General features: G+C 37.8%; 29 protein-coding genes. 9 read left to right on the forward strand and 20 right to left on the reverse strand.

What is annotated here, in order from left to right:
* Positions 1-112: 112 nt before the first annotated feature.
* A complete protein-coding gene (locus MHI34_RS20525) occupies positions 113-1,279 on the forward strand; it encodes a Ger(x)C family spore germination protein (RefSeq protein ID WP_342503892.1) in 1,167 nt (388 codons plus the stop codon).
* Positions 1,280-1,314: 35 nt separating this feature from the next.
* Here MHI34_RS20525 and MHI34_RS20530 read toward each other — a convergent pair whose 3' ends face one another.
* From MHI34_RS20530 to MHI34_RS20550, 5 genes are all read right to left on the reverse strand, one after another.
* Positions 1,315-1,974 carry an MBL fold metallo-hydrolase gene (locus MHI34_RS20530; protein ID WP_036127524.1) on the reverse strand — a complete coding sequence of 220 codons (660 nt, stop codon included), beginning with the start codon at positions 1,972-1,974 and terminating at the stop codon, positions 1,315-1,317.
* 155 nt (positions 1,975-2,129) lie between these two features.
* Positions 2,130-3,290, reverse strand: a complete 1,161-nt coding sequence (locus MHI34_RS20535; RefSeq protein ID WP_342503893.1) for an MFS transporter — start codon at positions 3,288-3,290, stop codon at positions 2,130-2,132.
* A gap of 443 nt (positions 3,291-3,733) precedes the next feature.
* Positions 3,734-3,859 carry a hypothetical protein gene (locus MHI34_RS20540; protein ID WP_255358833.1) on the reverse strand — a complete coding sequence of 42 codons (126 nt, stop codon included), beginning with the start codon at positions 3,857-3,859 and terminating at the stop codon, positions 3,734-3,736.
* Positions 3,860-4,068: 209 nt separating this feature from the next.
* Positions 4,069-4,548 carry a hypothetical protein gene (locus tag MHI34_RS20545; protein WP_342503894.1) on the reverse strand — a complete coding sequence of 160 codons (480 nt, stop codon included), beginning with the start codon at positions 4,546-4,548 and terminating at the stop codon, positions 4,069-4,071.
* A 22-nt stretch (positions 4,549-4,570) separates the two neighbouring features.
* Positions 4,571-5,224 carry a hypothetical protein gene (locus MHI34_RS20550; protein ID WP_342503895.1) on the reverse strand — a complete coding sequence of 218 codons (654 nt, stop codon included), beginning with the start codon at positions 5,222-5,224 and terminating at the stop codon, positions 4,571-4,573.
* A gap of 361 nt (positions 5,225-5,585) precedes the next feature.
* Here MHI34_RS20550 and MHI34_RS20555 point away from each other — a divergent pair, with 361 nt between their 5' ends.
* Positions 5,586-5,822, forward strand: coding sequence for a DUF3923 family protein (locus tag MHI34_RS20555; protein ID WP_342503896.1), 237 nt, complete (start codon positions 5,586-5,588; stop codon positions 5,820-5,822).
* Positions 5,823-5,899: 77 nt separating this feature from the next.
* On the opposite strand, the gene MHI34_RS20560 is transcribed toward MHI34_RS20555, so the two are convergent.
* Entirely contained in the window at positions 5,900-6,841 is a 942-nt protein-coding gene (locus MHI34_RS20560) for a PD-(D/E)XK nuclease family protein (RefSeq protein ID WP_342504493.1), read from the reverse strand.
* A 6-nt stretch (positions 6,842-6,847) separates the two neighbouring features.
* Positions 6,848-7,588 (reverse strand): sulfite exporter TauE/SafE family protein, encoded by a 741-nt coding sequence (locus tag MHI34_RS20565; RefSeq protein WP_342503897.1) that lies wholly within the window; start codon positions 7,586-7,588, stop codon positions 6,848-6,850.
* 91 nt (positions 7,589-7,679) lie between these two features.
* On the opposite strand from MHI34_RS20565, the gene MHI34_RS20570 reads away from it, so the two are divergent.
* Complete coding sequence (locus tag MHI34_RS20570; RefSeq protein ID WP_036127545.1) at positions 7,680-8,180, forward strand: DUF1648 domain-containing protein; 501 nt, start codon at positions 7,680-7,682, stop codon at positions 8,178-8,180.
* Between the two features lie 65 nt (positions 8,181-8,245).
* Here MHI34_RS20570 and MHI34_RS20575 read toward each other — a convergent pair whose 3' ends face one another.
* The 6 genes from MHI34_RS20575 to MHI34_RS20600 all read right to left on the reverse strand — a co-directional run bounded on the left by MHI34_RS20575 (position 8,246) and on the right by MHI34_RS20600 (position 11,344).
* Positions 8,246-8,875 carry a type 1 glutamine amidotransferase family protein gene (locus MHI34_RS20575; protein ID WP_342503898.1) on the reverse strand — a complete coding sequence of 210 codons (630 nt, stop codon included), beginning with the start codon at positions 8,873-8,875 and terminating at the stop codon, positions 8,246-8,248.
* Between the two features lie 45 nt (positions 8,876-8,920).
* Positions 8,921-9,910 carry a YafY family protein gene (locus MHI34_RS20580; RefSeq protein WP_340810928.1) on the reverse strand — a complete coding sequence of 330 codons (990 nt, stop codon included), beginning with the start codon at positions 9,908-9,910 and terminating at the stop codon, positions 8,921-8,923.
* Between the two features lie 98 nt (positions 9,911-10,008).
* Positions 10,009-10,641: a hypothetical protein gene (locus MHI34_RS20585; protein ID WP_058844974.1), complete on the reverse strand. Its 633-nt coding sequence runs from the start codon at positions 10,639-10,641 to the stop codon at positions 10,009-10,011.
* A gap of 8 nt (positions 10,642-10,649) precedes the next feature.
* Positions 10,650-10,817 (reverse strand): hypothetical protein, encoded by a 168-nt coding sequence (locus tag MHI34_RS20590; protein WP_170829807.1) that lies wholly within the window; start codon positions 10,815-10,817, stop codon positions 10,650-10,652.
* Complete coding sequence (locus tag MHI34_RS20595) at positions 10,810-10,995, reverse strand: hypothetical protein (RefSeq protein WP_036127572.1); 186 nt, start codon at positions 10,993-10,995, stop codon at positions 10,810-10,812. The genes MHI34_RS20590 and MHI34_RS20595 overlap by 8 nt, the downstream gene beginning before the upstream one ends.
* A gap of 169 nt (positions 10,996-11,164) precedes the next feature.
* The gene (locus tag MHI34_RS20600) at positions 11,165-11,344 is read right to left on the reverse strand and encodes a hypothetical protein (RefSeq protein WP_271913075.1); all 180 of its coding nucleotides are present in this window, start codon (positions 11,342-11,344) and stop codon (positions 11,165-11,167) included.
* Positions 11,345-11,414: 70 nt separating this feature from the next.
* Between MHI34_RS20600 and MHI34_RS20605 the strand changes: the two genes are divergently transcribed.
* Complete coding sequence (locus MHI34_RS20605; RefSeq protein ID WP_271913074.1) at positions 11,415-12,107, forward strand: class I SAM-dependent methyltransferase; 693 nt, start codon at positions 11,415-11,417, stop codon at positions 12,105-12,107.
* 115 nt (positions 12,108-12,222) lie between these two features.
* On the opposite strand, the gene MHI34_RS20610 is transcribed toward MHI34_RS20605, so the two are convergent.
* A complete protein-coding gene (locus MHI34_RS20610) occupies positions 12,223-12,663 on the reverse strand; it encodes a GNAT family N-acetyltransferase (RefSeq protein WP_342503899.1) in 441 nt (146 codons plus the stop codon).
* A 111-nt stretch (positions 12,664-12,774) separates the two neighbouring features.
* Between MHI34_RS20610 and MHI34_RS20615 the strand changes: the two genes are divergently transcribed.
* Complete coding sequence (locus tag MHI34_RS20615; protein ID WP_058844970.1) at positions 12,775-14,157, forward strand: PLP-dependent aminotransferase family protein; 1,383 nt, start codon at positions 12,775-12,777, stop codon at positions 14,155-14,157.
* A gap of 40 nt (positions 14,158-14,197) precedes the next feature.
* On the opposite strand, the gene MHI34_RS20620 is transcribed toward MHI34_RS20615, so the two are convergent.
* Together MHI34_RS20620 and MHI34_RS20625 are read right to left on the reverse strand one after the other, a co-directional pair.
* Positions 14,198-15,421 (reverse strand): GNAT family N-acetyltransferase, encoded by a 1,224-nt coding sequence (locus MHI34_RS20620; protein ID WP_342503900.1) that lies wholly within the window; start codon positions 15,419-15,421, stop codon positions 14,198-14,200.
* Entirely contained in the window at positions 15,418-16,146 is a 729-nt protein-coding gene (locus tag MHI34_RS20625; RefSeq protein ID WP_036127582.1) for an AAA family ATPase, read from the reverse strand. Before MHI34_RS20625 ends, MHI34_RS20620 begins: the two co-directional genes overlap by 4 nt.
* Positions 16,147-16,727: 581 nt before the next feature.
* On the opposite strand from MHI34_RS20625, the gene MHI34_RS20630 reads away from it, so the two are divergent.
* A complete protein-coding gene (locus tag MHI34_RS20630) occupies positions 16,728-16,943 on the forward strand; it encodes a hypothetical protein (RefSeq protein WP_141903153.1) in 216 nt (71 codons plus the stop codon).
* 281 nt (positions 16,944-17,224) lie between these two features.
* Positions 17,225-18,616 carry a class II fumarate hydratase gene (fumC, locus tag MHI34_RS20635; RefSeq protein WP_089932387.1) on the forward strand — a complete coding sequence of 464 codons (1,392 nt, stop codon included), beginning with the start codon at positions 17,225-17,227 and terminating at the stop codon, positions 18,614-18,616.
* 138 nt (positions 18,617-18,754) lie between these two features.
* Here the strand turns inward: fumC and MHI34_RS20640 are convergent, their stop codons facing one another.
* The 4 genes from MHI34_RS20640 to MHI34_RS20655 form a co-directional block, all read right to left on the reverse strand.
* Positions 18,755-18,949, reverse strand: coding sequence for a hypothetical protein (locus MHI34_RS20640; protein WP_089932390.1), 195 nt, complete (start codon positions 18,947-18,949; stop codon positions 18,755-18,757).
* A gap of 515 nt (positions 18,950-19,464) precedes the next feature.
* Complete coding sequence (locus MHI34_RS20645; RefSeq protein WP_036127602.1) at positions 19,465-19,698, reverse strand: hypothetical protein; 234 nt, start codon at positions 19,696-19,698, stop codon at positions 19,465-19,467.
* A 53-nt stretch (positions 19,699-19,751) separates the two neighbouring features.
* Positions 19,752-20,045, reverse strand: a complete 294-nt coding sequence (locus MHI34_RS20650; RefSeq protein WP_342503901.1) for a hypothetical protein — start codon at positions 20,043-20,045, stop codon at positions 19,752-19,754.
* 33 nt (positions 20,046-20,078) lie between these two features.
* Complete coding sequence (locus MHI34_RS20655; RefSeq protein WP_342503902.1) at positions 20,079-20,528, reverse strand: hypothetical protein; 450 nt, start codon at positions 20,526-20,528, stop codon at positions 20,079-20,081.
* Positions 20,529-20,800: 272 nt separating this feature from the next.
* Between MHI34_RS20655 and MHI34_RS20660 the strand changes: the two genes are divergently transcribed.
* Positions 20,801-21,292 (forward strand): DinB family protein, encoded by a 492-nt coding sequence (locus tag MHI34_RS20660; protein WP_342503903.1) that lies wholly within the window; start codon positions 20,801-20,803, stop codon positions 21,290-21,292.
* A 349-nt stretch (positions 21,293-21,641) separates the two neighbouring features.
* The gene (locus MHI34_RS20665) at positions 21,642-21,824 is read left to right on the forward strand and encodes a hypothetical protein (protein ID WP_089932392.1); all 183 of its coding nucleotides are present in this window, start codon (positions 21,642-21,644) and stop codon (positions 21,822-21,824) included.
* Positions 21,825-21,995: the final 171 nt, after the last annotated feature.

The following is a 21,995-nucleotide window of genomic DNA, read 5'->3' on the forward strand; positions in this document are numbered from 1 at the left end:
ACATTGACTGGGGATAGCACTTTCTTTTGTCATTCCTACATAATCTGTACTTATAATACCATGTGTTCTTGTCCAAACTACTATACATGAACTAGAAAAAGTAGGGAGACATATGAGTCAAAAAAATATTGCGATTGTTATTTTAATGCTTACGACTACACTACTCATGTCAGGCTGCTGGGATGTTACAGAGCCTCAACGAATGTATTATGTGCAAGGTGTTGGGGTTGATTATAAGGATAATGAATATACTGTGTACTTACAAATTATCAACTTTGCCAACGTAGCGAAAACAGAACAATCTAACCCTCAAGCCTCACCTACAGAAATTGGTCAAGCGAAGGGAAAAACAATAGAAGAAGCGATTTACAAATTATATCGTTCCATGGACCAAGAAGTATTTTGGGGGCATATGACCTATCTTCTTTTCTCAGAGAATGCGATGAAGGATGAGCATGCCATTGCTGTAATCGATACTTTTTTACGCTTTCGTGAAACGAGATATCATATTTGGGTCTACTGTACACAAGACCCAATCGAGGATGTTTTATTAGTTTCCCCTTTATTAGAGAAGTCACCGACTGCCGCGAAATTAAGTAATCCTAAAAATACGGCTAAGCAGGAGTCCTTTGTAGAGCCTGTTAATTTGCGACAGCTAGTGATTGGCTTAAATGAGCCAAACCATGAAATGAAAATCCCTTACGTAACTGTCAATGAAAACTGGGAAACCATAGATGGTACCAAAACAGAAACCGTTTTTGCAGGTGTCGGTATCCTCTCAAAGGATAGTTTTAAAGGCTATATTAAAGGTAAAGCCGCTCGCGGTATTGAATGGATGAACGATGAAACAAAGCAAGGGGAAATCACTGTAAAATTGGAAAATAACGAGAAAAGTGATTTCTTAACTGTCGATATTCAAAAGTTAGATGTCGATGTCAAACCAATCGTCCAAAACAATCAAGTCCAATTTGAGGTGTATTTAAAATTCAACACAATTTTAAATGGCTTTAAAGGGAAGCTGACACCCGATCAAGTAAGAAAAAAAGTAGAAAAAGCAGTCAAAGATGAAATTATGGCTACCTTCGAGGAAGGTTTGAAAATGGATGCAGATGTCTTTCGCTTATCAGAATACCTCTACCGCGATAATGTAAAGGTATGGAAGAAACTAGAAAAGGATGGCAAAATTCCATTAACGAAGGATTCCATCCGTAAAATCGATATTCATATTAATAAAGTAAGCCCTGGCCGTAAAACATTTGAAGAGACCATCGCCGAATAATGGAAGAGACCACCCTTCTTGGCGTGGTCTTTTTATCATGACAATATTTTTTTCATTTGTTCAAGGACTGCTCCCCTACTGATGCCTCCGTGATAACAAATCACCGCTTCAAGGTCGATATCTAGGCATTTCTGTAAAGACTGACGAGCTTCTTCTACGTCCAATGCAGTTGGTTCATGAACGCCCTCAATATGACCGTCTACACTATACATCGCGTCACCCGCCACCAATGTTTTACTCTGTGTTAAATACAGGCTAATATGACCTGGTGTATGCCCTGGTGTATGAATAACACGAATCCCGCCACAAAATGGTAGTTCTTCACCATCACTCAGCACCACATCCACCTTACCCTTCGGAGGGTTCTCTAAATGTCCATCTTTTACTAGCGGCAGCTCTCCTTGAATATAGGGCTTGTCGAGAGCATGTGCATATACTTGAACATGTGGCCCACACACCTGTAATAAATCAGGTAGACAGCCGATATGATCCACATCCTGATGCGTTAAGATAATCGCTTTGAGCTGATTTAACGACACACCCACCTGTACTATCGCCTCATGCAGCTCTTCCATTTGCCCAGGAAAACCGGTGTCAATCAACACCGCCATGTCCTGGTCCCACACCAATGTAGGATGAATCACAAAGCCCTGATAATGGAGTTCCAGCATTGCTATCCCGTTCGCCATTTGCATAACATGCGCCTCCTTCACCGTTTCTTATAAATTATGGCATTTAGCTAGTTTCTGTTTTTTAATCAGAATTCCCTGCTTTCTTCCTTTATTTTTATCATTAGGAAATGAATCATAGTAAAGGGACCAGACATTTGAGACTGGTCCCTATTATTATATTACTGGTTCATTTTCTTATTGGTAATGTAATCGCAGTATACTAACAGGACAACAATAAGAAAGCTTAAGCTAACAAGACGGAAAATCATTGCTATACTCATCCATTCTGCTAAAATCCCTAAGAAAAATGCACTAACGCCAACACCAACATCAAAACTTGAAAGAAAAGTAGCATTGGCTGCACCGCTTTTGGCTTCACTTACTTTTTGAACAGTCCATGTTTGTAAACATGGCATAACGGTCCCATAACCTGCACCGAATAAAATGGCTGCCAAAATAAGAGTGTGATTATTTGTTGTATAGGACAACACAATTAGTGATAAGAAACCAAGTGTTGCTGACACAATGATAATAGACCATGGTCCATTTTTATCAAACCATTTTCCTGTAAATGGACGTAATAAAGTGGAAACAATTGCGTTGATAAAAAAGAATAGAAAAATATGATCTAATCCCTTTTGCTCTCCGAAAAGGACTAAGAATGTAATGACGGCTCCAAAACCAAGCGTCGTCACTACAGTCAATAAAGACTGAAACCATACATCTTTTTCAAAAATCGCTTCCATAAATCGAAATGGCTGCTTGTCAAATTGTTTAGGTGTAGCTGAATGAATAAATGGAAGCATTATAACCGCAAATAAACAGAGTAATGCAGATGACCAAATCAGTGTATGAAAGGAAAAGGAATTATACATAAGGATACCTAAACTTGGTGCAACAATAGCTCCGACTGTTGTTGAAACCGAGAAATAACCCATTCCTTCTCCTAATCTAGCTTTAGGAATGATATCTACAGCCATTGTACTATTGGCTGTAGTAGAAATCCCCCACGCTGTTCCATGGAAAAACCGTAACAATAGGAAAATCCAAATCGTGCTAAGAAAAGGATATAACATGGTAATCATCAGCAACATGATGCCCGCCCCAATAGCTAGATGTTTTCGCTTATGATCGATTAAATAATAACCTATAAAAGGTCTTATTATAATGGCGCCTAGTGTAAATACCGTCGTTACCAAACCTACTTGCATAGGAGTGGCGTTTATACTTAATAAATAGGCCGGTAAGATAGGCAGTAACATTTCAAATCCTATAAAAATGAAAAAATTACTTATAAATAGAAAAAGAAATGATGTAGTAAAAATGGGTTGTTTTTTCATAGTTAAAATTCCTCGCTTCTAATTGTTTTGCTAAATTAGAAGCGCTTGGAACACTGAAACATCCCTTAATTGCCTTAGTTTTTTCAGCAATTTGCTCACCCTCTCTAAGTTTTATCACAACAAAAAAGACGCCATAAAACCGGCGTCTAAGCATTACTTTGTATCGTTTTTAAAATACGTATTTCACGAATGACATACAAAGGCAAAAAGCTTCCGGTTACTGAGTTCTATATGGTGTTTTTCTAAAAAATCACAGACTGGTCCCTTTGAACAGTAATCATCTAATTGTAAAAATGTCTTTACTTCAACGGCAGTTCTTCTGAAAACAGTTTCCATCACATTTTGCCTCCTCTCTAAAAATCTATGAATAGCTTATTATAATTTAATACAAGTAACTCATAAAAGCAAATACAGCGTTTTAATTTACTGTTACACGGCATGTTTTATCGCTGCACAATATAGCCCACCTTACGAGGTACGACTACATTTTTCTTTTCCACACTTTTGATAGCTTCATCTACGGTCTTTGGTGTTCCCAAAAGCTCAAACATAGACATTTGTTTACTCATCTACATCCTCCTCTATTATGTCAAAAGGAATACGTTCTCTACTATTTGTATATGTTGAACGAATCAATTTTATACTAGGAAATTGTGTTCCCACACAGAGTGCTAGAGTAGTGATGATAACGAGTAAACTGTAATGTAGAAGCATTAATATCCACAACCCATCCTATCTGGTTCAGCTAAGGTTGCAACTGTTTGGAGTGGCTAACTGTTTAACCTTTATGCTTTATAAATGCTAATAGATAAGCGATCCAAATGACTGTAAAATGTAGCGCAAGGAAGGTCCATCCAGTAAAAAAAATAGAATTGGAATAAGTGTTCAACAATGGAATTTCAGCTATTTTCGTAACTAACTGATTATGTTCAAACACGAACACTCTTAGCTCTTGTGCTTTTTTCAAAGTCAATGAATAGACAATACTTGGAAACAGAAAGGATAGCACTATCATGCTGTAAAATGGCATCGTCTTCATCATTTTTAGAGCCAGTCTATTGGCGAGTTTATATGTACCCATGATGGAAACAATGAAGAACGGTGTGAAAAATACTAAGGGAAAGAGTCCTGGATTACCATTACTTATACCATTGGAGCTTCCTATCACAATTGGTTCAGTGAAAACATGTATAAGACTAAAAATGATAGCCGTTATGATTAGGCTGGTAGAATAGTAAAACCATGATAATTTACTCATACTTTTCCCCCTCCTTGACTATTTATAAAGTTCTTTCATTGTTTCCATCCAATAATTTAACCTGCACATTGGACGAATCTCCACCATAAATAGGATGGGGAACTTTTGATAAATCGAGTAATTTCTTCAGATGAATCAATTTTTCACGATTGGCCTCGATTGTCACATGATATGGACCTGCTATATTCATAAGTGATGGTATACGCACATCTTCTTTCGAGAAATGGCTATCTAAAAATACTAAATCAAATGACACAGCTTCATTGCTTCGATTATGTAAGACAAGGGTACAATCCCCATTCATTAAATCTTTGCTCACCATCTCAAAATCACAGTTGCCATCCCCTTTGTATGAAATGGCCATAATACCAGTAGCTAAGGTTTCTTGATACGCCATTATGAGAAAATGGGGTAAAAATGAATAGAGTAACACTACGGAAACAATTGTTGTAAGGTGATATTTGTTTATGCTCCTAGCTAGTAAAATTATCGCAAATATAAATAAAATCGAGCCAATGATGCCGAGCAACACATAGCCATCTTGTGTTTGTATAGGAAAAGACATAAAGGAAGATTGGGCATGCATCACTTCATTAGAAGGATATGGAAAAAAAAGACACATACATATACATAAAATTACGATTGAACTAATAAGCGCCCTTTTATTATTAATCATTTTCTCCCCCCTCTCCAGAAAGTGTTTTGAAATTGTGTGGGCACTGCGAAGTCTCCTCACTTGTTACCAGTGCTATACCCATTAAGTGATGATTAGATGATTTCTTATGTAACATATTCTCTCCCCCTTTTATACCTAAATATTTACATATATCAAATTTACCATATATACCCTAAATAAGGAATGAAGCCTTTTTAGCTCTAGACAAATGAAAAAATTGTTTTACCTTCTACACACCAACCGAAGAGTAATAAGTCAATCCGTCTCAAGGCGGAGAGGTAACACCGTCTAAAGTGTGTTTCCAAAAACAAACAAAAACAATATAATAAAACCATAAAAGGAAATTATAAATAGGAAGAGGATGTTCATTTTGTTTACGAAAATTATATGGTGGGCTATAAATATTGTATGGTTATTGATTTTTTCTGCCCTCGCAGTATTTATTGGGGTAAGAAATATTGATGCGGCTGGGATGGTGCAGACTCCTGCCATTAAAATGGTGTCATTCATTATTTTGGGCATCGTGTTTCTAGTTGTTATGCTCATTCAGCTCATTTTTCTATATTTTATTAGGAAAAGCAACACAAAGGTCTCTTGAAGAAGTGCTGGATTGTCATCCCTAAATGACATAAAAAGAAGCGAGTGGCTATTTTAGCACTCGCTTCTTTTTCTTTCTCACCTTGTCCCACACAACTCTCTAAAATTACAACCTCGACAATGCCATTTTTCTTGCGTTTGTTCAAAGTCCTCGAAATCAACAGGCTCATTGGAAAAAATATCGGCTTGATATTTTTTCATTGCTAAGACACTGCGTTGAAACGTATGCAAAATATTCTCCATATCGTAGGCTGTAAACCTATATTTCTTCCGTTTTCCCGTTAATAAATATTCGTTATAGACCTCGATTTGCTCCAAGGATACACGGTATTTTTGCTGAACATAGTAGGCGTAGAGCGCTAATTGCTGGCGGTCATCATCAGACTCCCCGCCCGTTTTCCAGTCAACAATAATCCATTTATCTGCTCGTTCATCATAATAATGAAAGTCCATGACGACGAATACTTGGATGCCGTCTATTTTCATCGAGCGGAATTGCTCTGGTTCCCCAATACGGAGAGCGCCCTTTTGTGCCGTGATTTGCTGGAATGTTTCGCTCATCAAAAAATGGTCAAACACAAGCTGTAAACGTTCTTTATAGTCCTGCACAAGCTCAGAAGAAAGTGTGCCGTAATAATAAATTTCCTGCATCATATAGTATTTATTCGGCTTTTGCCTCCAAAACTCCACATGGCGTGTAGAATCAATAAAGGCTGCATTAAGCTGTCCACGTGCCCCTTGCATCAGCTCCTCCAGTGTAGAAGCTTTCCCTGTCTGTAGATAATCATTAATGGCCTGTTCAATATATCGGTGGACAATTTGCCCAAATAAAATAGGCATCGATTGTAGCTTTTTTAAGCGATACACCTGTTGATGGTAAGGCTCTACATTATAGCTGAGCCAGCCGTTATGTGAAAAATAATATTCATAGCCATATTTGCGAGCGCAGCTTGTCAATGTTTTATGACGCGAGAGTGACCACGAAAAGGTTGGGTATGGTGTTATTTCAAACAGGACAATCGCCTCCTAAAGCTGATGGATAAAATCATAAAGAAGCTGTACAATCAGCACAATCGTTACAATCCGCAATAATAGCTTCACTTGATTCGCATTCACTTTTCTTGCAAGCACGAGCCCAATTTGTGCACCAATCGTTGAGCCAATCATCAAAATAAGTGTTAATGGCCATTCAATTTTTCCCGTCGCAATATACGTAATCGCCGCTCCTGAGCACATGGCAAATACCCCCACCCGTGAGAGCCCTACTGCTTTGATATAGGAAATCTTCTCATGTGCATATGTATAGAGAGCTAATGTGCTACTGCCAGGGCCAAACATACCATCATAAAAACCAACCCCAAGAAGGATTGGACCGTTTTTTCGATTCATTGTAAAGCATTCCCTATCACCAAAATCAGCCCCACCCATAAAGGACATGATGAGTGCAAAGCCTAGTAACAAAATGGCAATGAACGTCAATGTTTGACTACTCATGAACGAAGCGAAAAGTCCACCAAGTGTGCCTCCAATCAAGGATACAAGTAGGACAGCACGCATTTCTGTCCAGGCTAATTCTTTTCGTTTATAAATCGTATAAAAACTGGAAAAGGCACTCACCATATTGGACACTTTATTCGCGCCAATAGCCGAATGGACGGGCACGCCCATAAGCATCATGGTAGGCAAGGTAATTAAGCCGCCACCACCCACTAATGTGCCCACGACATTCCCAATGATGCCAATTAGTAAAAACAACAAGTATTCCATAGTATCCTTCTTTCTCTAACACAAAAAGCAATCATTCTATGTTACAGTATAACAGATTAACATTTTGAATGATGAGAAATGAGGGGCAAGGATGCATACACAACAAAAAACACCCACACCGCGCTTTTGTCACCAGCTGACTGTTATAGCGGCCACTATTTTTGGAGCTGGCATCACCGCCACTCTAATCCAATATTCAAAGCTCCCTGCAACGATTCCTGTCTTACAAAGCTTTACGAATGAGCAAGCCCAGTTTGGACCGAAAATTGCGATCTTTTATTTACCCTTTATCGCACTTATGCTATTTTTACTTTTACATTATTTAGAAATGAAAGCTGCCTACCCTGTCATGCGCAAAAATAAAGCACCCCTGTCCCATAGACAGCGACAAAATGGCATTATGACGTTTTGTCTCATAAAAAATAGTATTTTATTGTATTTTACTTATTCCCTTTTCAATGACCTGACAGTGGCACTAGGTCACGAGCGTATTTTACAGCAGTGGCATGCCTACCTATTTCTTTTCGTGTTAGGCATCCTCTTTATTGGTGGCATCGTACGAGGCATTTTGTTGGAAAAGAAAATGCGATAATGTATCTCTTTATATAAGAATAAATTTAGGAGCATGTTGTTACACATGCTCCACTGAGACCTTAATTATTCAATAGAAGACATTAATTCAAAATAGTCTTTTTTTTCATGCGTTTGATAAAGATTCAACCACGCCTGTAATGTTTCTGGTCTAAACACGTCAAGTAGCCTCAAAACATGAACAGCAAATTCCAGTGGGGCTGTACCTGATGCCGTAACTAAATTTCCATCCGTTATAGCAGGGTCTTCCTCAAAATGTTTATCCCCTATATAATGTGGACAAAACATTTTCAAGTATTCTAAATCGTTGCTTGTATGTTTTCTTGAATCTAGCAAACCAATCTTTGCGAGACCCATAGTTGCGCCACATATTGCAGCTATGATAATTTCTTCGTTCAACGCTATGGATACTTTCTTCAATAGAGGATCATGTATAGACTCAAGCCATGTATTGCCTCCTGGAAGAATTAAGACATCCGTACTATTCAATTGACATTCATCAATGGAAATAGTAGGAAGTATTGTAATTCCTCCCATCGTAGTAACAGGACTTCTATCAATACCTACCGTAATTACCTCAAAAGCCGCTAATCCTTTTTTAAAATACCTTCCTGAATTCAGTTCAGCAATTAAATAGCCTATTTCCCAGTCTGACATCGTATTAAATACATAAAGATACACTCTTCTTGTATGCATAATAAGCACTCCTTTTAAATGAATTACGCTTATTATAAAAAAACTTCACTGACATTCTCCGTCAGTAAAGTTTTCAACTTGATAAAAATTAATCAGCTCATAAAGTACGTCAATCATTTTTTGCTTTAAGCTTATTGGTTCTACTATTTGTATTGATTTTCCATATGGTAATAGCAAATAGGGAACATATTTATGTAACGCTTCTTCCTCTACTAGAAATATCGCTTTCTTTGAGGTCCGTTCTTTGAGGTGATCCCTTAAAAACCAATGCTGACTTATGTCATCTACCGCATCCGTCTTACCACAAATGATGAAAGGTGTAAGTTCCCGTTTATCTTCTACTTGTGGTAGAATGCTTTTCATAAAAAAATCACTTGCCGAGAAAGGTTGTGGTCGCTGGAAGGTAATGGCTGTTTGGTTCATATTGATAATGCGGCTTACTTTAAAATTACGGATCCCCTTCCTTAAATGACAATAGGCAATGACATACCAGTTATTATTCCAATAAACTAAGCCATACGGGTTAATCAACCTATGTTTAGGTTGTTCTTCATTATTTGTACGGTACTCCATTTCAACAGATGTTTCGTTTACTATACTTTCCTCTATTTTTTTCAATATCGGCTCCATAGATGATTGAGCATTAGGACTTACAATTTCGAATCCTTCTAAATGTTGCTTAATCATTTCTTCTTGCTCTTGATTTGAAAATTTTGTTAGCTTTGATGTTGCACTATTTAATGCCTCATCTAAAAAATAACCAGCTTCTTTTGCAAAAATAGCAGCATGAAGTAATGCCGCTTTCTCATCAATCTCAAATAGAAGAGGACTTTTAATAAAATTATTCAACAGGGTATACCCTCCGTTATGACCCGCTTCTGCTATAATCGGTACACCACTGGCAGAAAGTGCGTCAATATATCGGTATACTGTCCTTATATTCATCTCTAATTTTTCAGCTATTTCTTTCGCGGTAATTTTCCTGCCTGCATGCAGCATCCATAGAATCTGCATCATATGATCAATTTTAGACAATCATTGTCACCTCATAAAATCATTTTTTCATTTATTGTAAGCTACACGAAAACAGGCTACTTGAAACCGTATGTACTGGTTACCAAGTAGCCCAACTATTATTGAATGACCAAATCTTCTTCTAGTTGCTTGAAATTATGTATAAGACCATATTTCTGTATGCCACGAGCGTGTTCGATGCTCGCATCTGCAAATTGGCGAAATTTTGCTTGATCCTTTACTGTATAGGCATAGACTGCTTCGATTGCGGGTTGCATCCACGGCTGTGTTAGCTTATCACTTGTCATGTCAGCTGTTCTGCCTTCGAGTGCAGCGATATAACAATGTGCATAGCTAGCTAAAGGTTCTTTGCCAATTTTTGTTGCCGCTACTTTCGCGTCACCTAAGTTCTCTTCCATGATTGCTTTAATAAATTGATAATTATACTTTACGGCAGGTTGCTTGTAATAGTCGATGATAGCATCAACTGCACGAATCTGTTCTTCCTTCGTCTCATAAGCATTGGCATAAAGTGCAGCAAAGATGGGTTCTTTTCTATGTTTTTTCACCCATTTATCCACCTGCTCCATATTGTTGGTGCGATATAAAATATGTATATGACGATAAATTACCCCTATTGCGAATAACGCAAATATCCCGAGTGAGATGGATAGTCGAACACCTGCTAATGACAGCGTAATCGCTAAGATAATAACTGCTCCATAAAAGAATGTTAGATTTACAATTTTCATATTGCCTCCTACTGTAATTTTCTACGCATTTTACGAGAAAAAATATAGCCTGCCCCTATAAAAAAGATCAAGGCCATCACTTTCATGATTGGAATAATAAACAGCTTGCTAATAAGGAATACAACGATAATATAGTAGACAACCATAGCTAGTAAAAACAATGTTAGCTTATTCACGAGGCTCACTACCTTCCTTTAGAGCCGCTTCAATCGCCGCTAACGCTTTTGGTCCCATCCCATGTAAATGAGCTAGTGTCGTAAGGTCCACTTTTTCCAGCTGCTTCAATTCTGTATAACCCGCTGCCTGTAATGCACGAATTGCTGGTTTTGCTACTCCCTTAGGCCATTCTGTCATGCTTGCACGTCCCTTCACGAAAAAATCTTCTCTGCCCTATTATGCAAGCGTCCGCCAAGAAATGCAAATAAGTCAAAATGTCATCATGATAGCATTGGAAACATAGAAAAACCTGCTGCTACCAAAATCGCGATACTATGAAGCCTCCTGTCATCCGTTCATTCATCTATCATATGACATAGCCCGCAAATGCCGTCATAAGCACGGCTAACAAGGTCACATGAACGGAAAGTGTCCCCACAACATAGCTCAGCCAAACACGATGCCCTGCATGAAATTGCTCATTTGAAAACCAAAAGGCTTCGCCAATCTCTTTTATAAAAAGCGATTTCTTTGTCCTTTCAATCATTTTCATTTATACTCAATTACAGACAATAAGGGTCTTTAATATATATAATAAAGCAATGGAGGCTATATCGATGGATAAACTATCAACACATTTATTAGAAAAGGCACGTACATATGAGCAAAGTACTCGTATTTCGGTGCCTGCCTATGACACATTATTTGCCGTGGCTCAAGCCTATTTCCGTTCTCATTTAGGTGAACAAGAGGCATCCCTGCTAGTTGTGGGGGCTGGCGGTGGCAATGAACTTTCCGCATGGGGACCAACGAACCCTCTGTGGACATTCACAGGCATTGACCCAGCTGAGGAAATGCTCCAAATCGCTCAACACAAGGCCGTACAACTCGAATTAGAAAGCCGAGTTCGACTGCTACAAGGAACTATTGAGAGCTTGCCACAAACCACGCCAAAATTCGATGCGGCCAGCTGTATCCTCGTCCTTCATTTCATTGTAGATCGTCAGGAAAAACTACATCTACTACAAAACATTCACGATCAATTAAAGCCCGGAAAACCATTCGTCCTTGCTTGTGCCTATGGAGACCGAGAAAGTGACGAACTACAAGATCGTATCAAAATCTGGCAAAGTGGCTTTTTAGACGCTGGCTACACAAAAGAGAAAGTAGAAAATATGGGTAAAGTCATCATGAATATCTCTTTCATTTCCGATCAAGAAATCCAACAATTATTAAGTGAAGCTGGATTCAAAAACATTACCCGCTTTTTCTCCTCTGGTCTTTTCGCAGGCTGGATGAGTCATGCCTAACACAAGGCCCCGCTATGTCTAATTAGACATGGCGAGGTCTAACACTTACGTCCTTTTATGAGCAATCCCACCACCAACCAATCGAGCTCCACGCTTAAGCAACCATACAGCTTAATTACCAATAAATACTATAATAATAGACATTGTTATCAATCGTCATGCCCATCTTTTCATAGAGCTTCTGTGCATTGATGTTATCCGTTGCAGTTTCAAGCATCATGTAACGAGCATTTTCCTGCTTACAGTAGACGTAGCATTGTTCCATTAAAGCCTGTGCCACCCCTTGTTGTCTGGCTTGTTTGGCAACAAATAAATCGTTTAAGATAAACGCTTTTTTCATGGCTACGGATGAAAAGAGAGGAAATAATTGAGCGAACCCTACTGCCTCATCCTCCTGATACGCAAGAAAAATAATGGACTCTGCCTGTTCTATTCGCTCACGTATAAATTGCTCTGCTTTCTGTATATTAGACAGTTGCCCATAAAATTCCCGATAGGCATTAAATAAAGGCGCGACTTCCTCAATGGTTGCCTGTGTCACTGTACAAATTTTCATGTTTCGATTCCCCATTCCTTTTTCATTGTCCTTCTTATATGATGGTAGTAAATAATCTGACATTCCAAAAGAAACAATTTCAAATATTTCAACATGTCAAGGTGGTATCATATGGATGACTTTATCTTTCTATTAACAGAAAAAGAGGCTAAATATAAACAAGTGTATCAGCAAATGAAAATACTCATTACACAAGGAACACTTCAAACAAACGATTCTCTGCCCTCCATTCGAAAATTAGCAGAAACATTACAGGTTAGCCGTAATACAACGTTAACTGCTTACGAACAGCTTGTAGCTGAGGGATATATACGTGGAGAAGGACGCAAAGGCTATTTCGTCAATGCATTAGAGCCAGTTTTCTTGCAGGAACAGGAACAGCCAGTTCTATCACAGCCAACCAGCAACACAACATCGTTGCTTGTAGATTTTCGTGCTGGGGCTGTTGACCAGACATATTTTCCTATGAAAACATGGCGTCAATTAGCCAATCAAGTATTACAGGAACCATCATGCTATCAATATGGAGAGCTATTTGGAGATCCCTTGCTCAAGGAGCAGCTTGTCCCGTATTTACTACAAGCAAGAGGCGTATCGACAACGAGCGAAAATATCATGATCGGCAGTAGCACACAGCAAATGCTACTGTATGTGGGCTTTTTATTAAAAGATCATTTTCCAAGTGTTCTTTTAGAAGACCCTGGCTATAATGGGGCGCGTGAGGCCTTTCAGTTACATCGTTTTGTCATAGAGACATTGCCAGTAATGGAGACAGGGGCACAACTTGATATACTTAAACATTGTCAATCACGCTTATTGTATGTCACCCCTTCACATCATTTCCCATACGGTGTGTCCATGACCATTCAGCAGCGACAAACCTTAATTCAATGGGCGCAGCAAGTCAATGGCTATATTCTTGAGGATGATTATGATGGCGAATTTCGCTATACACAACAACCATTTCCTGCCCTTGCCTCGATCGACCCTTCAAAGGTAATCTATCTCGGCACCTTCTCAAAATCGTTTTTACCTGGTGTACGATTAAGCTATATGGTCTTACCCAATACGCTAGTACAGCCATTTAAAGAACGCTTTGCTCATTTTGAACAAAATGCCTCGTCCCTTCATCAACGGACAATGGCCCAATTCATGGCACAAGGGGAATGGACACGTCATATTAAACGAATGCGCTTGACATATAAACAAAAAATGCAGCACCTTGTTCAGGAGCTGCAACGACAATTTGGTCCACAAATAGCTGTATTGGGCGAGCAATCGGGGCTTTATATAGTAGTGAAGGTCAAGTCTCCCCTTTCAGAACAACAGCTCATCCAGCGAGCCGAGACTTATGGTGTGAAGGTTTATCCAACAAGCCCGTTTTTTATTAATCAAACAAGTGAGGACCCATTGCTACAATTAGGATTTAGTAAGTTAACAATGGAAGAAATCAAACTGGGTGTCGAACGGCTAAAAGAGGCATGGCAGCCATAACTGTCAACGTTATGGCTCTCCCCCTCGCGCACTAAAAGGCTTAAAAATAATCAATAAATGTTGGGATACCCACTGGCAGGACAGCTTCAAGCAACGCAATTTCCTCAGCACGACCCTGTAGCCGTTCAATTTTTTCTAAATAATTTGGGCGTTTATAGCCTAACAGCATCGTAGCCAATGTTTGCACAGTTAAATGAACAGCATTATCGTTTAACGTCTCACTTACCTTTTGCACAGACAGGTTTCCATCTTTCATTTTGATGATGAATGTACCATTATTCCACGCCACAACGCGATCACTGACAGCAAGCTGAAGCTCGAAATCCTGACCGACAAAGGGATAGCGTAGTAAAAACTCTTTGACATCGACAATTCTCGCCATGAAATAAGGAGAGACCTTTTGAATAATCTCGCTATCCTCTAATAAAAAGGCCACAGCTTCATTTCCCGTTGTTTTCCCGTAAACATTATAAACCATCGAGCTATGTGCCGAGACAAAGTTCCATAAGCCTTTACGGGCCTCTTCCTGTAAATAAACGATTTCATCAATATAATAATTTTCCTCCATTATACGGTAGAACATATAGCCCTGCGCTAAATCGTCTTCATCATAATAGACCGCTGCCTGTAGTTGGACATCGCTATCAATGAATTTCTCCTCCCAGAAATCCTCCTGAAATTTTTCATTCCACGCAATGCTATTGCGCACCATTACCCCGTGCGTTTTCTGTGCGTAACGTGCGTAAATATCTACAACATCCTCATGTTTGGGATCAACACGACGAATTTTACCATTGAGTCCCGCATAATGCGGAAGCTGTGTATCCTTCACCTGAAACTCTACAATATCGCTCATAATTTCCCATCCCTTTTTGCGATAATAAGGGATAGAATATGGAAATAAATAGGAAATGCATTGTCCTTCATTTCGCATACTTTGCAGGCTTTCAATAATCAAGCTCTCCATTAAGCCATGCCCAGAATACTCAGGGTATGTGCCAACTGCTGTGATGCCGCCCATTTCATAAATTTTGCCATGTACATTAACCTCAAAAGGTAGACTTAAAATTTGGGATACAAGCTGTTTGCCATCAAACCAACCAATGGCATGCCCTTCATTAAACTGCCTGCTCTTGGCATTTACAAAACGGCGATCCTTGTGAATGGACATAGACATCTGAAATACATAATTCAGTAAATCAATGGACTGTGCCATTTCGTCTAATCGAATTTCTCGCATGACTAAGCCTTTTCGTTGATTCATAATTCCCTCTCCTCATCAAATAACTCACGTAAAATGGATTGCGGTGCATCTAAAAAACGTTTAGTGACGATGTAATGAATGGTATCCTCATAGCGAATCGATTCAATCTCTCCTTCATCAAAACTATATATTGTAGCATTGGGATAGCCCAGTAAAATGGGCGAGTGTGTGGCAATAATAAATTGGGCTTCATGCTCTAGATCCTTGATAATTTTCAGCAGGCTTAGCTGCCTCGTTGGAGACAATGCTGCCTCAGGCTCATCCAATAAATAGATAGCTTTGCCATTAAAACGATTCATAAATAATGCAAGAAAAGATTCACCATGAGATTGGTGGTGCAACGACTTCCCACCAAAAGCGTTATATTTCCTTGGATCTTCTAACAAATCAATATGACTGGCAAATTGATAAAATGTTTCTGATCGTAGAAAAAAGCCATTCGAGATTTTCGGCATCCACGACAAGCGGATATATTCACCCAGTGAAGACTCTGCCTTATGTACGTCATATAAATTCTGGCGACCACCACCCGCTGTATTAAAATCGCAGCGATCTGCAATTGCTTCAAGTAATGTTGATTTCCCCGACCCATTTTCTCCAACAAAGAACGTTACATTTGTCGGAAACTCCAGCTCATATAAATCCTGCAAGCTTGGGATATTAAAAGGATACATTTGTTTATTCGGAATCGTGTCCTGTAATACCTTACATGATTTTAAATACATCTCGTTTCCTCCTTTCTCTTATTATAACGAACATCGCCCTAGCTGAAACATAATACACCTATCTCACGAGTCAAACGAAAAATAAGAATAGTCAATCAAATCATAAACACATTATATTTCTCTAAAAGAACCCATCTGAATCCCTAATCAAATCATTGTCTGAAATAGCTTACGAAATCCTTACTATTCCCTCATAATCCTATGAGATATTTCCCGAGAAATAAATAAAGGATATGTCGAAAGTTGCAATTCTCATACGTAGAATTATGTCATATTTTTGATTTTCAAATAAAATAAAACCTTTTGTTGGTGAAGTATTTCAGAATGAACCACGCTTTCTCCGCAACAATCATTGGTTTTCCTAGCAATTGGCTCATTTCAATGATTTTATTGCGCAGACATTTTGGGAGATTACTTATGGGGAATGCTTTATGAGCAATTTGGAAATCTCGGTGAGCGAGTCCCTTCAATTGATGAACGCTTAAAGAAGCTCCAATCTAATCAACCACTTCACCAAAAGTTCTATCTACTATGCCCCACTCATAAATTGAGTAACATCAAATGTTAGAAGGAGAAGAGCGATGTTTGTGACTCATTTTTATGAAAACAAGACGTCTGTTTTAAGCCAATTGCTCGTTAAACTGCCTACAGTGGAAGAGGATATTCGAATTAAAGGGCGCAAAGCCAAGGTGATAGAGGTACTTCAAATCGATGACCATAATTTTCAGGTAAAGGTTTTATTTGAAAAAATCCCTAAAAAACAACCGTTGAAAGAAATCGGAAAGAAAAAGAGATAACGCCTCACAGCGCCGTTTATTTCTTAGAAATTCGGGAAAACCAAAGATAACGATTGCGAATTATTCTCATCATTAATTTCTTCAAGAAAAACCGTTGACTTTTTAATTGATAACAATTATCATTATCAGTAGATTATTTCTTTTCTCCAAATTGCTTAATTCAGAATCCCCCTCTTTTTTGAATAAGCATGTATCAAACGGATATTCTTACATCAGACTAAGAGTATCCGTTTTTATCTGTATATTAGGAGAGTTTTACATAATAAAGGAGCTGTTTGAACATGGATTATCGTATTGAAAAAGACACAATGGGTGAAATTAAAGTACCTGCTGATAAAATTTGGGGTGCGCAAACACAGCGCAGTAAAGAGAATTTCCAAATTGGTACAGAGCAAATGCCGATTGAGCTTGTCCAAGCCATGGCTATTTTAAAGAAAAGTGCTGCGATTGCGAACAACAAACTAGGCAAACTTTCTGATATTAAAACGAATGCCATCGTACAAGCGACAGATGAAATTTTAAATGGTCAATGGGACGATCAATTCCCACTTGTTGTTTGGCAAACAGGTAGCGGTACACAATCCAACATGAACGTGAATGAGGTCATTGCACACCGTGCGAACCAATTATTAAAGGACGCTGGCGAAGCTGATATTGTTCATCCAAATGATGATGTCAATAAATCACAAAGCTCAAATGATACATTCCCAACAGCATTGCATATTGCAGCTGTGTTAAAAGTGGAAGATTACTTATTACCACGACTTCGTCTATTAAAATCAACGTTAGAAGACAAAGCAGCTCAATTTAAAGACATTATTAAAATTGGTCGTACGCATTTACAGGACGCGACACCTCTTACATTGGGTCAGGAAATTAGCGGCTGGGCAGCCATGCTAGCAAAATCCGAGCATATGATACTCCAAAATATTGACTATATGAAGGAGCTTGCGATTGGTGGCACAGCTGTTGGTACTGGTATCAACGCTCATCCTGAATTTGGTGATCGTGTAGCAGCAGAGATTAGTGAACTAACAAGCAAACAGTTCACATCGGCTGCGAATAAATTCCATGCCTTAACAAGCCATGATGAAGCTGTTGTTGCTCATGGTGCATTAAAAGCATTAGCAGCTGATTTAATGAAAATTGCTAATGACGTTCGCTGGCTTGCGAGTGGCCCTCGTTCTGGTATTGGCGAAATCACAATCCCTGAAAACGAGCCAGGCTCATCGATTATGCCTGGTAAAGTAAACCCTACCCAAAGTGAGGCTATGACAATGGTTGTCACACAAGTAGTCGGCAATGACGCGACAATTGCCTTCGCCGCTTCTCAAGGGAACTTTGAACTAAACGTCTTTAAACCCGTTATTATTTACAACTTCTTACAATCGACTCGCCTATTAGCCGATACAATGAAATCATTTAACGACCATTGTGCTGTAGGCATTGAGCCTAACACAGAAGTACTAGATCATAATTTACAAAATTCATTAATGCTTGTAACGGCATTAAATCCATACATTGGTTATGAAAACGCAGCAAAAATCGCGAAAAAAGCGCACAAAGAAGGCACTACTTTAAAAGCAGCAGCTATCGCAAGTGGTTTACTAACAGAAGAGCAATTCGATGAATATGTCGACCCAGCAACGATGATTTATCCAAACGTCAAATAAAATAAATGCAAGTTGATATATCAATGTTTTAGATCATGTCCCCTATTTTGAGCCTCGGCTAGAAAATACGGTATGATTGCACAAGAAAAAAGATTGGAGCTAAAAAGCTTCAATCTTTTTCCTTTTTGAAGCCCATCATTACTCTTTAATGATTTGCCGTTTTCTATAAAAAATTAGAGCTAAACTCGCAACAATTAAAACGAATATACTAGCAATCAAAAAGAATAAAGATAACATTCTCTTTTCTCCCCAGTTGTTAAATGCTTGTGAGAAGCCAATAAAAGCCATCAAAAAAGATAGTACCAATTGTAGCTTTGAAACTTCTTTAAACAATAGCATACCCACCTTCTTATTCACCTGATAATGTGAGGTATTAAATGCAAATGGAGAATAATAAAACCGTTGGAATGTGAGTGGATGCCCTACCAACAGATGTAACTTAACTGTAAAAACTGATTTAACCTGTTAAGCTTTTGGTATTGGCCCTACTTAGTCAATTTCTTTTTAAGTAATTTATTATTAGATATAGCAACTTCTATAATATAAATCATACATATTGCTAAAAATAATAGAGACCAATTGATTTTTCCATCCAGTAAAAGCGTATAGATAACTGAAATCACACAGTATAATAATATAATACTAGCAATAACTATGCCTTTTTTGTTCTTCATTTTCTCAACCACTTTCTCTTTTCTACAAGCTACTAATATCAAAATATCCTAACTTCATTATACAATATTTAACCATTTTTGTATTATTAAACATGTTATTTTTGAGCATTGATAATGAAAAAAACACCTGCCGAAGCAAGTGCATTTTAAAACATCAATCCAAAATTGGGCACATTAATAAAAGCATTGTTCTCCAGAGTACACGCTTAAATGTTCAATGGCTAATGCTATTGCACCTTCCTCCGTTTCAACCAAAGTCAAATCTTTTTTTATTGGACGCCAATACTCATATTCATACTCTTCTTGCCACATAAATACTTCTATAGTATAGAGACAATCCTTACGTTTAATAATTTGAACTTTATATTGGCTACTCTGAGACATTATTTCCTTTATCAATTGTTCCATCCATTCACCAACTTACTAGTATTTCTCATACAACTTCTCTACACTGTCATCCTTTAGCTCGCTCGCCTACATTGTATAGCGCTTTCTTTTTCAGAAATCCCCTTTTGTATTGTCACTTTATTTATTTTCACTCCATTTTCTGGCGTATCAGTCAACATTATATGGATTCTATCAAAGGGAACATCACCATGATGTGCACTATAATTTAACGCACTTGCCTGAACAATATGTCTCCTTGTATTGCCATCTATTGTTTCAACTTTATCGATTTTTGGACACATGATAAAATCTGCGTAAGTTTCATCGAGATAGGAAAAATACCTGCTATATAAAGTTTCTTCAAGCAACTCATCTTTTGGTGCCCCAACACTTTCATATTTTCAGCCAACTAAGAGCCAATCATAAAGTTCTACTGATTTCAATCGAAGCTTTTTATTATTACTTGTATAGATAACCTCACTATCTGCAATCGTGCATGTTTTTACTTGGTTTTGGGATACACAATTATAAGCTGGTTCAATAACTGCAACGTCTCCGTTTTTTAGTTTTATTTTCATTATCGAGATGATGGAAGTTTGATTTAACTCTAACTCATTTGCTTCTTCGGAAGGGCTTGATGTATTTATCCAGTTAACAATCTTATCGATAATCACTTCCTCATATCCATCATTTTCCTTAAACAAACGAGTTTCCCCGTTTAAACGATTTACTTGAATAAATGAAACATCTACTTTTTCCAATTTTGGTTGAATACTCGCCTTTACTAATAGCAATTGTATCGGGAAAAATAATCCAAAAATCACCATGACTAGTATGACCAACCTTCTCAAGAATTATCGCCACCTCTAATGTAAATTTTGTAAGTATTTTTCCCTTATATTATAAATAAATACTTAAGCAAATCCATCAGATCCCGATACAAAACAGAACGTCATTCAATAGCCTTTCTTGTTCTTCTAACCTGCACTGAGCCTAAGCAACTCAATGCTCTTTAGTTAACGTCCCTGTTAGTATATTTTCACTCCTATATACTCTTTTCGGAAAATTTGATAAATTAATAGTAAGTACTGTTTAGAAGGTTACAAAAGAGGAGGCTATCTCAATGAGTAAAAAGGAACTCTTGCAAAATGGAGTCAATCAAGTTTTTTTCGAAGAAGAATGGTATCCACCACTATCAGAAGCATTAAAGAATCTCACTGCTGCACAAGCATGTTGGCAACCAGAAGGAAAGGCCGCTAATACGATTTGGGAAAATATTAACCATCTACTAGCCTTTAAAGAGCGCTTACTTTCTCGCTTACATAAAGATAACTCATTTGTTACTCCACAAAATAATGATGAAACGTTTGTCCAAGGTGGAGCGAATGATGAGGATGCTTGGCAAGAAACAGTGAAGCGAACACTTCACGTACACGATGCCTTACAATCTTCATTAGCATCCCTTCAAGAAGCAGAATTGGATCAACCTAGTCCTTCTCTTCCAGTTTGGCAACAATATCTAAATATCCTTTTGCACGATGCTTATCATACAGGACAAATTGTACAACTTCGTAAACTACAAGGTTCATGGCCAGCTAAACGCTCCTATTTATAAACGATGCTTAAAATTGCTTGACTATTGCATACAACAAAGCGATTTAAAAGCAAATCTGACTGTTATATCAAATAAAATCCCAATTTCCTAGTGTTCAAATTGAGAAATTGGGATTTTTTTCAACTCACAAATAGCGCTTTTTTCTGGAATAATTATAGCTAATGAGTTACTAATATTCATCACACTTTATATTTGTATGCAACTTGAACGATTAACTGAAATTTATTTTCCCCTCGCCTTAAACTACTATCCGTTTAGCAATCTGTTCCTTCCCCTAAAGAAAAGGCACAATTCTTTTAGCAGAATCGTGGCTGGTTGTTAAATTTTATTTTTAAGGGAGAGCTGTTGATTGCTTTGGCTAAAGCGTTTCTATTATTCACCAAAAGATGTAACAGCAATGCTCCATATAATTAATGCAAAAGAGATTGTTAACCAAACTGTGTTAGCAGTAGTTGGTTGTTCTTTTTTTACTTTCTTTATTATTTCTACAAGGTTTAGACAAAATATAATTGCTAAAATCGGCATTAAATAAATACTAATGAACACAAATACTATCATATATGAAACGTTCACCTCCAAAATAATTATACCAAATTCTAACAATTGTACGATTATTAAACCAAACTGCCCTGGCAGTTTAATAATATCTATACTCGTTTTATTTTAGGCTGGTTTCGTAAAGATTGTTGCTTTTTTATAAATC

The organism is Lysinibacillus sp. FSL L8-0126 (assembly GCF_038630385.1).
GTDB classification, from domain to species: Bacteria; Bacillota; Bacilli; order Bacillales_A; family Planococcaceae; genus Lysinibacillus; species Lysinibacillus fusiformis_D.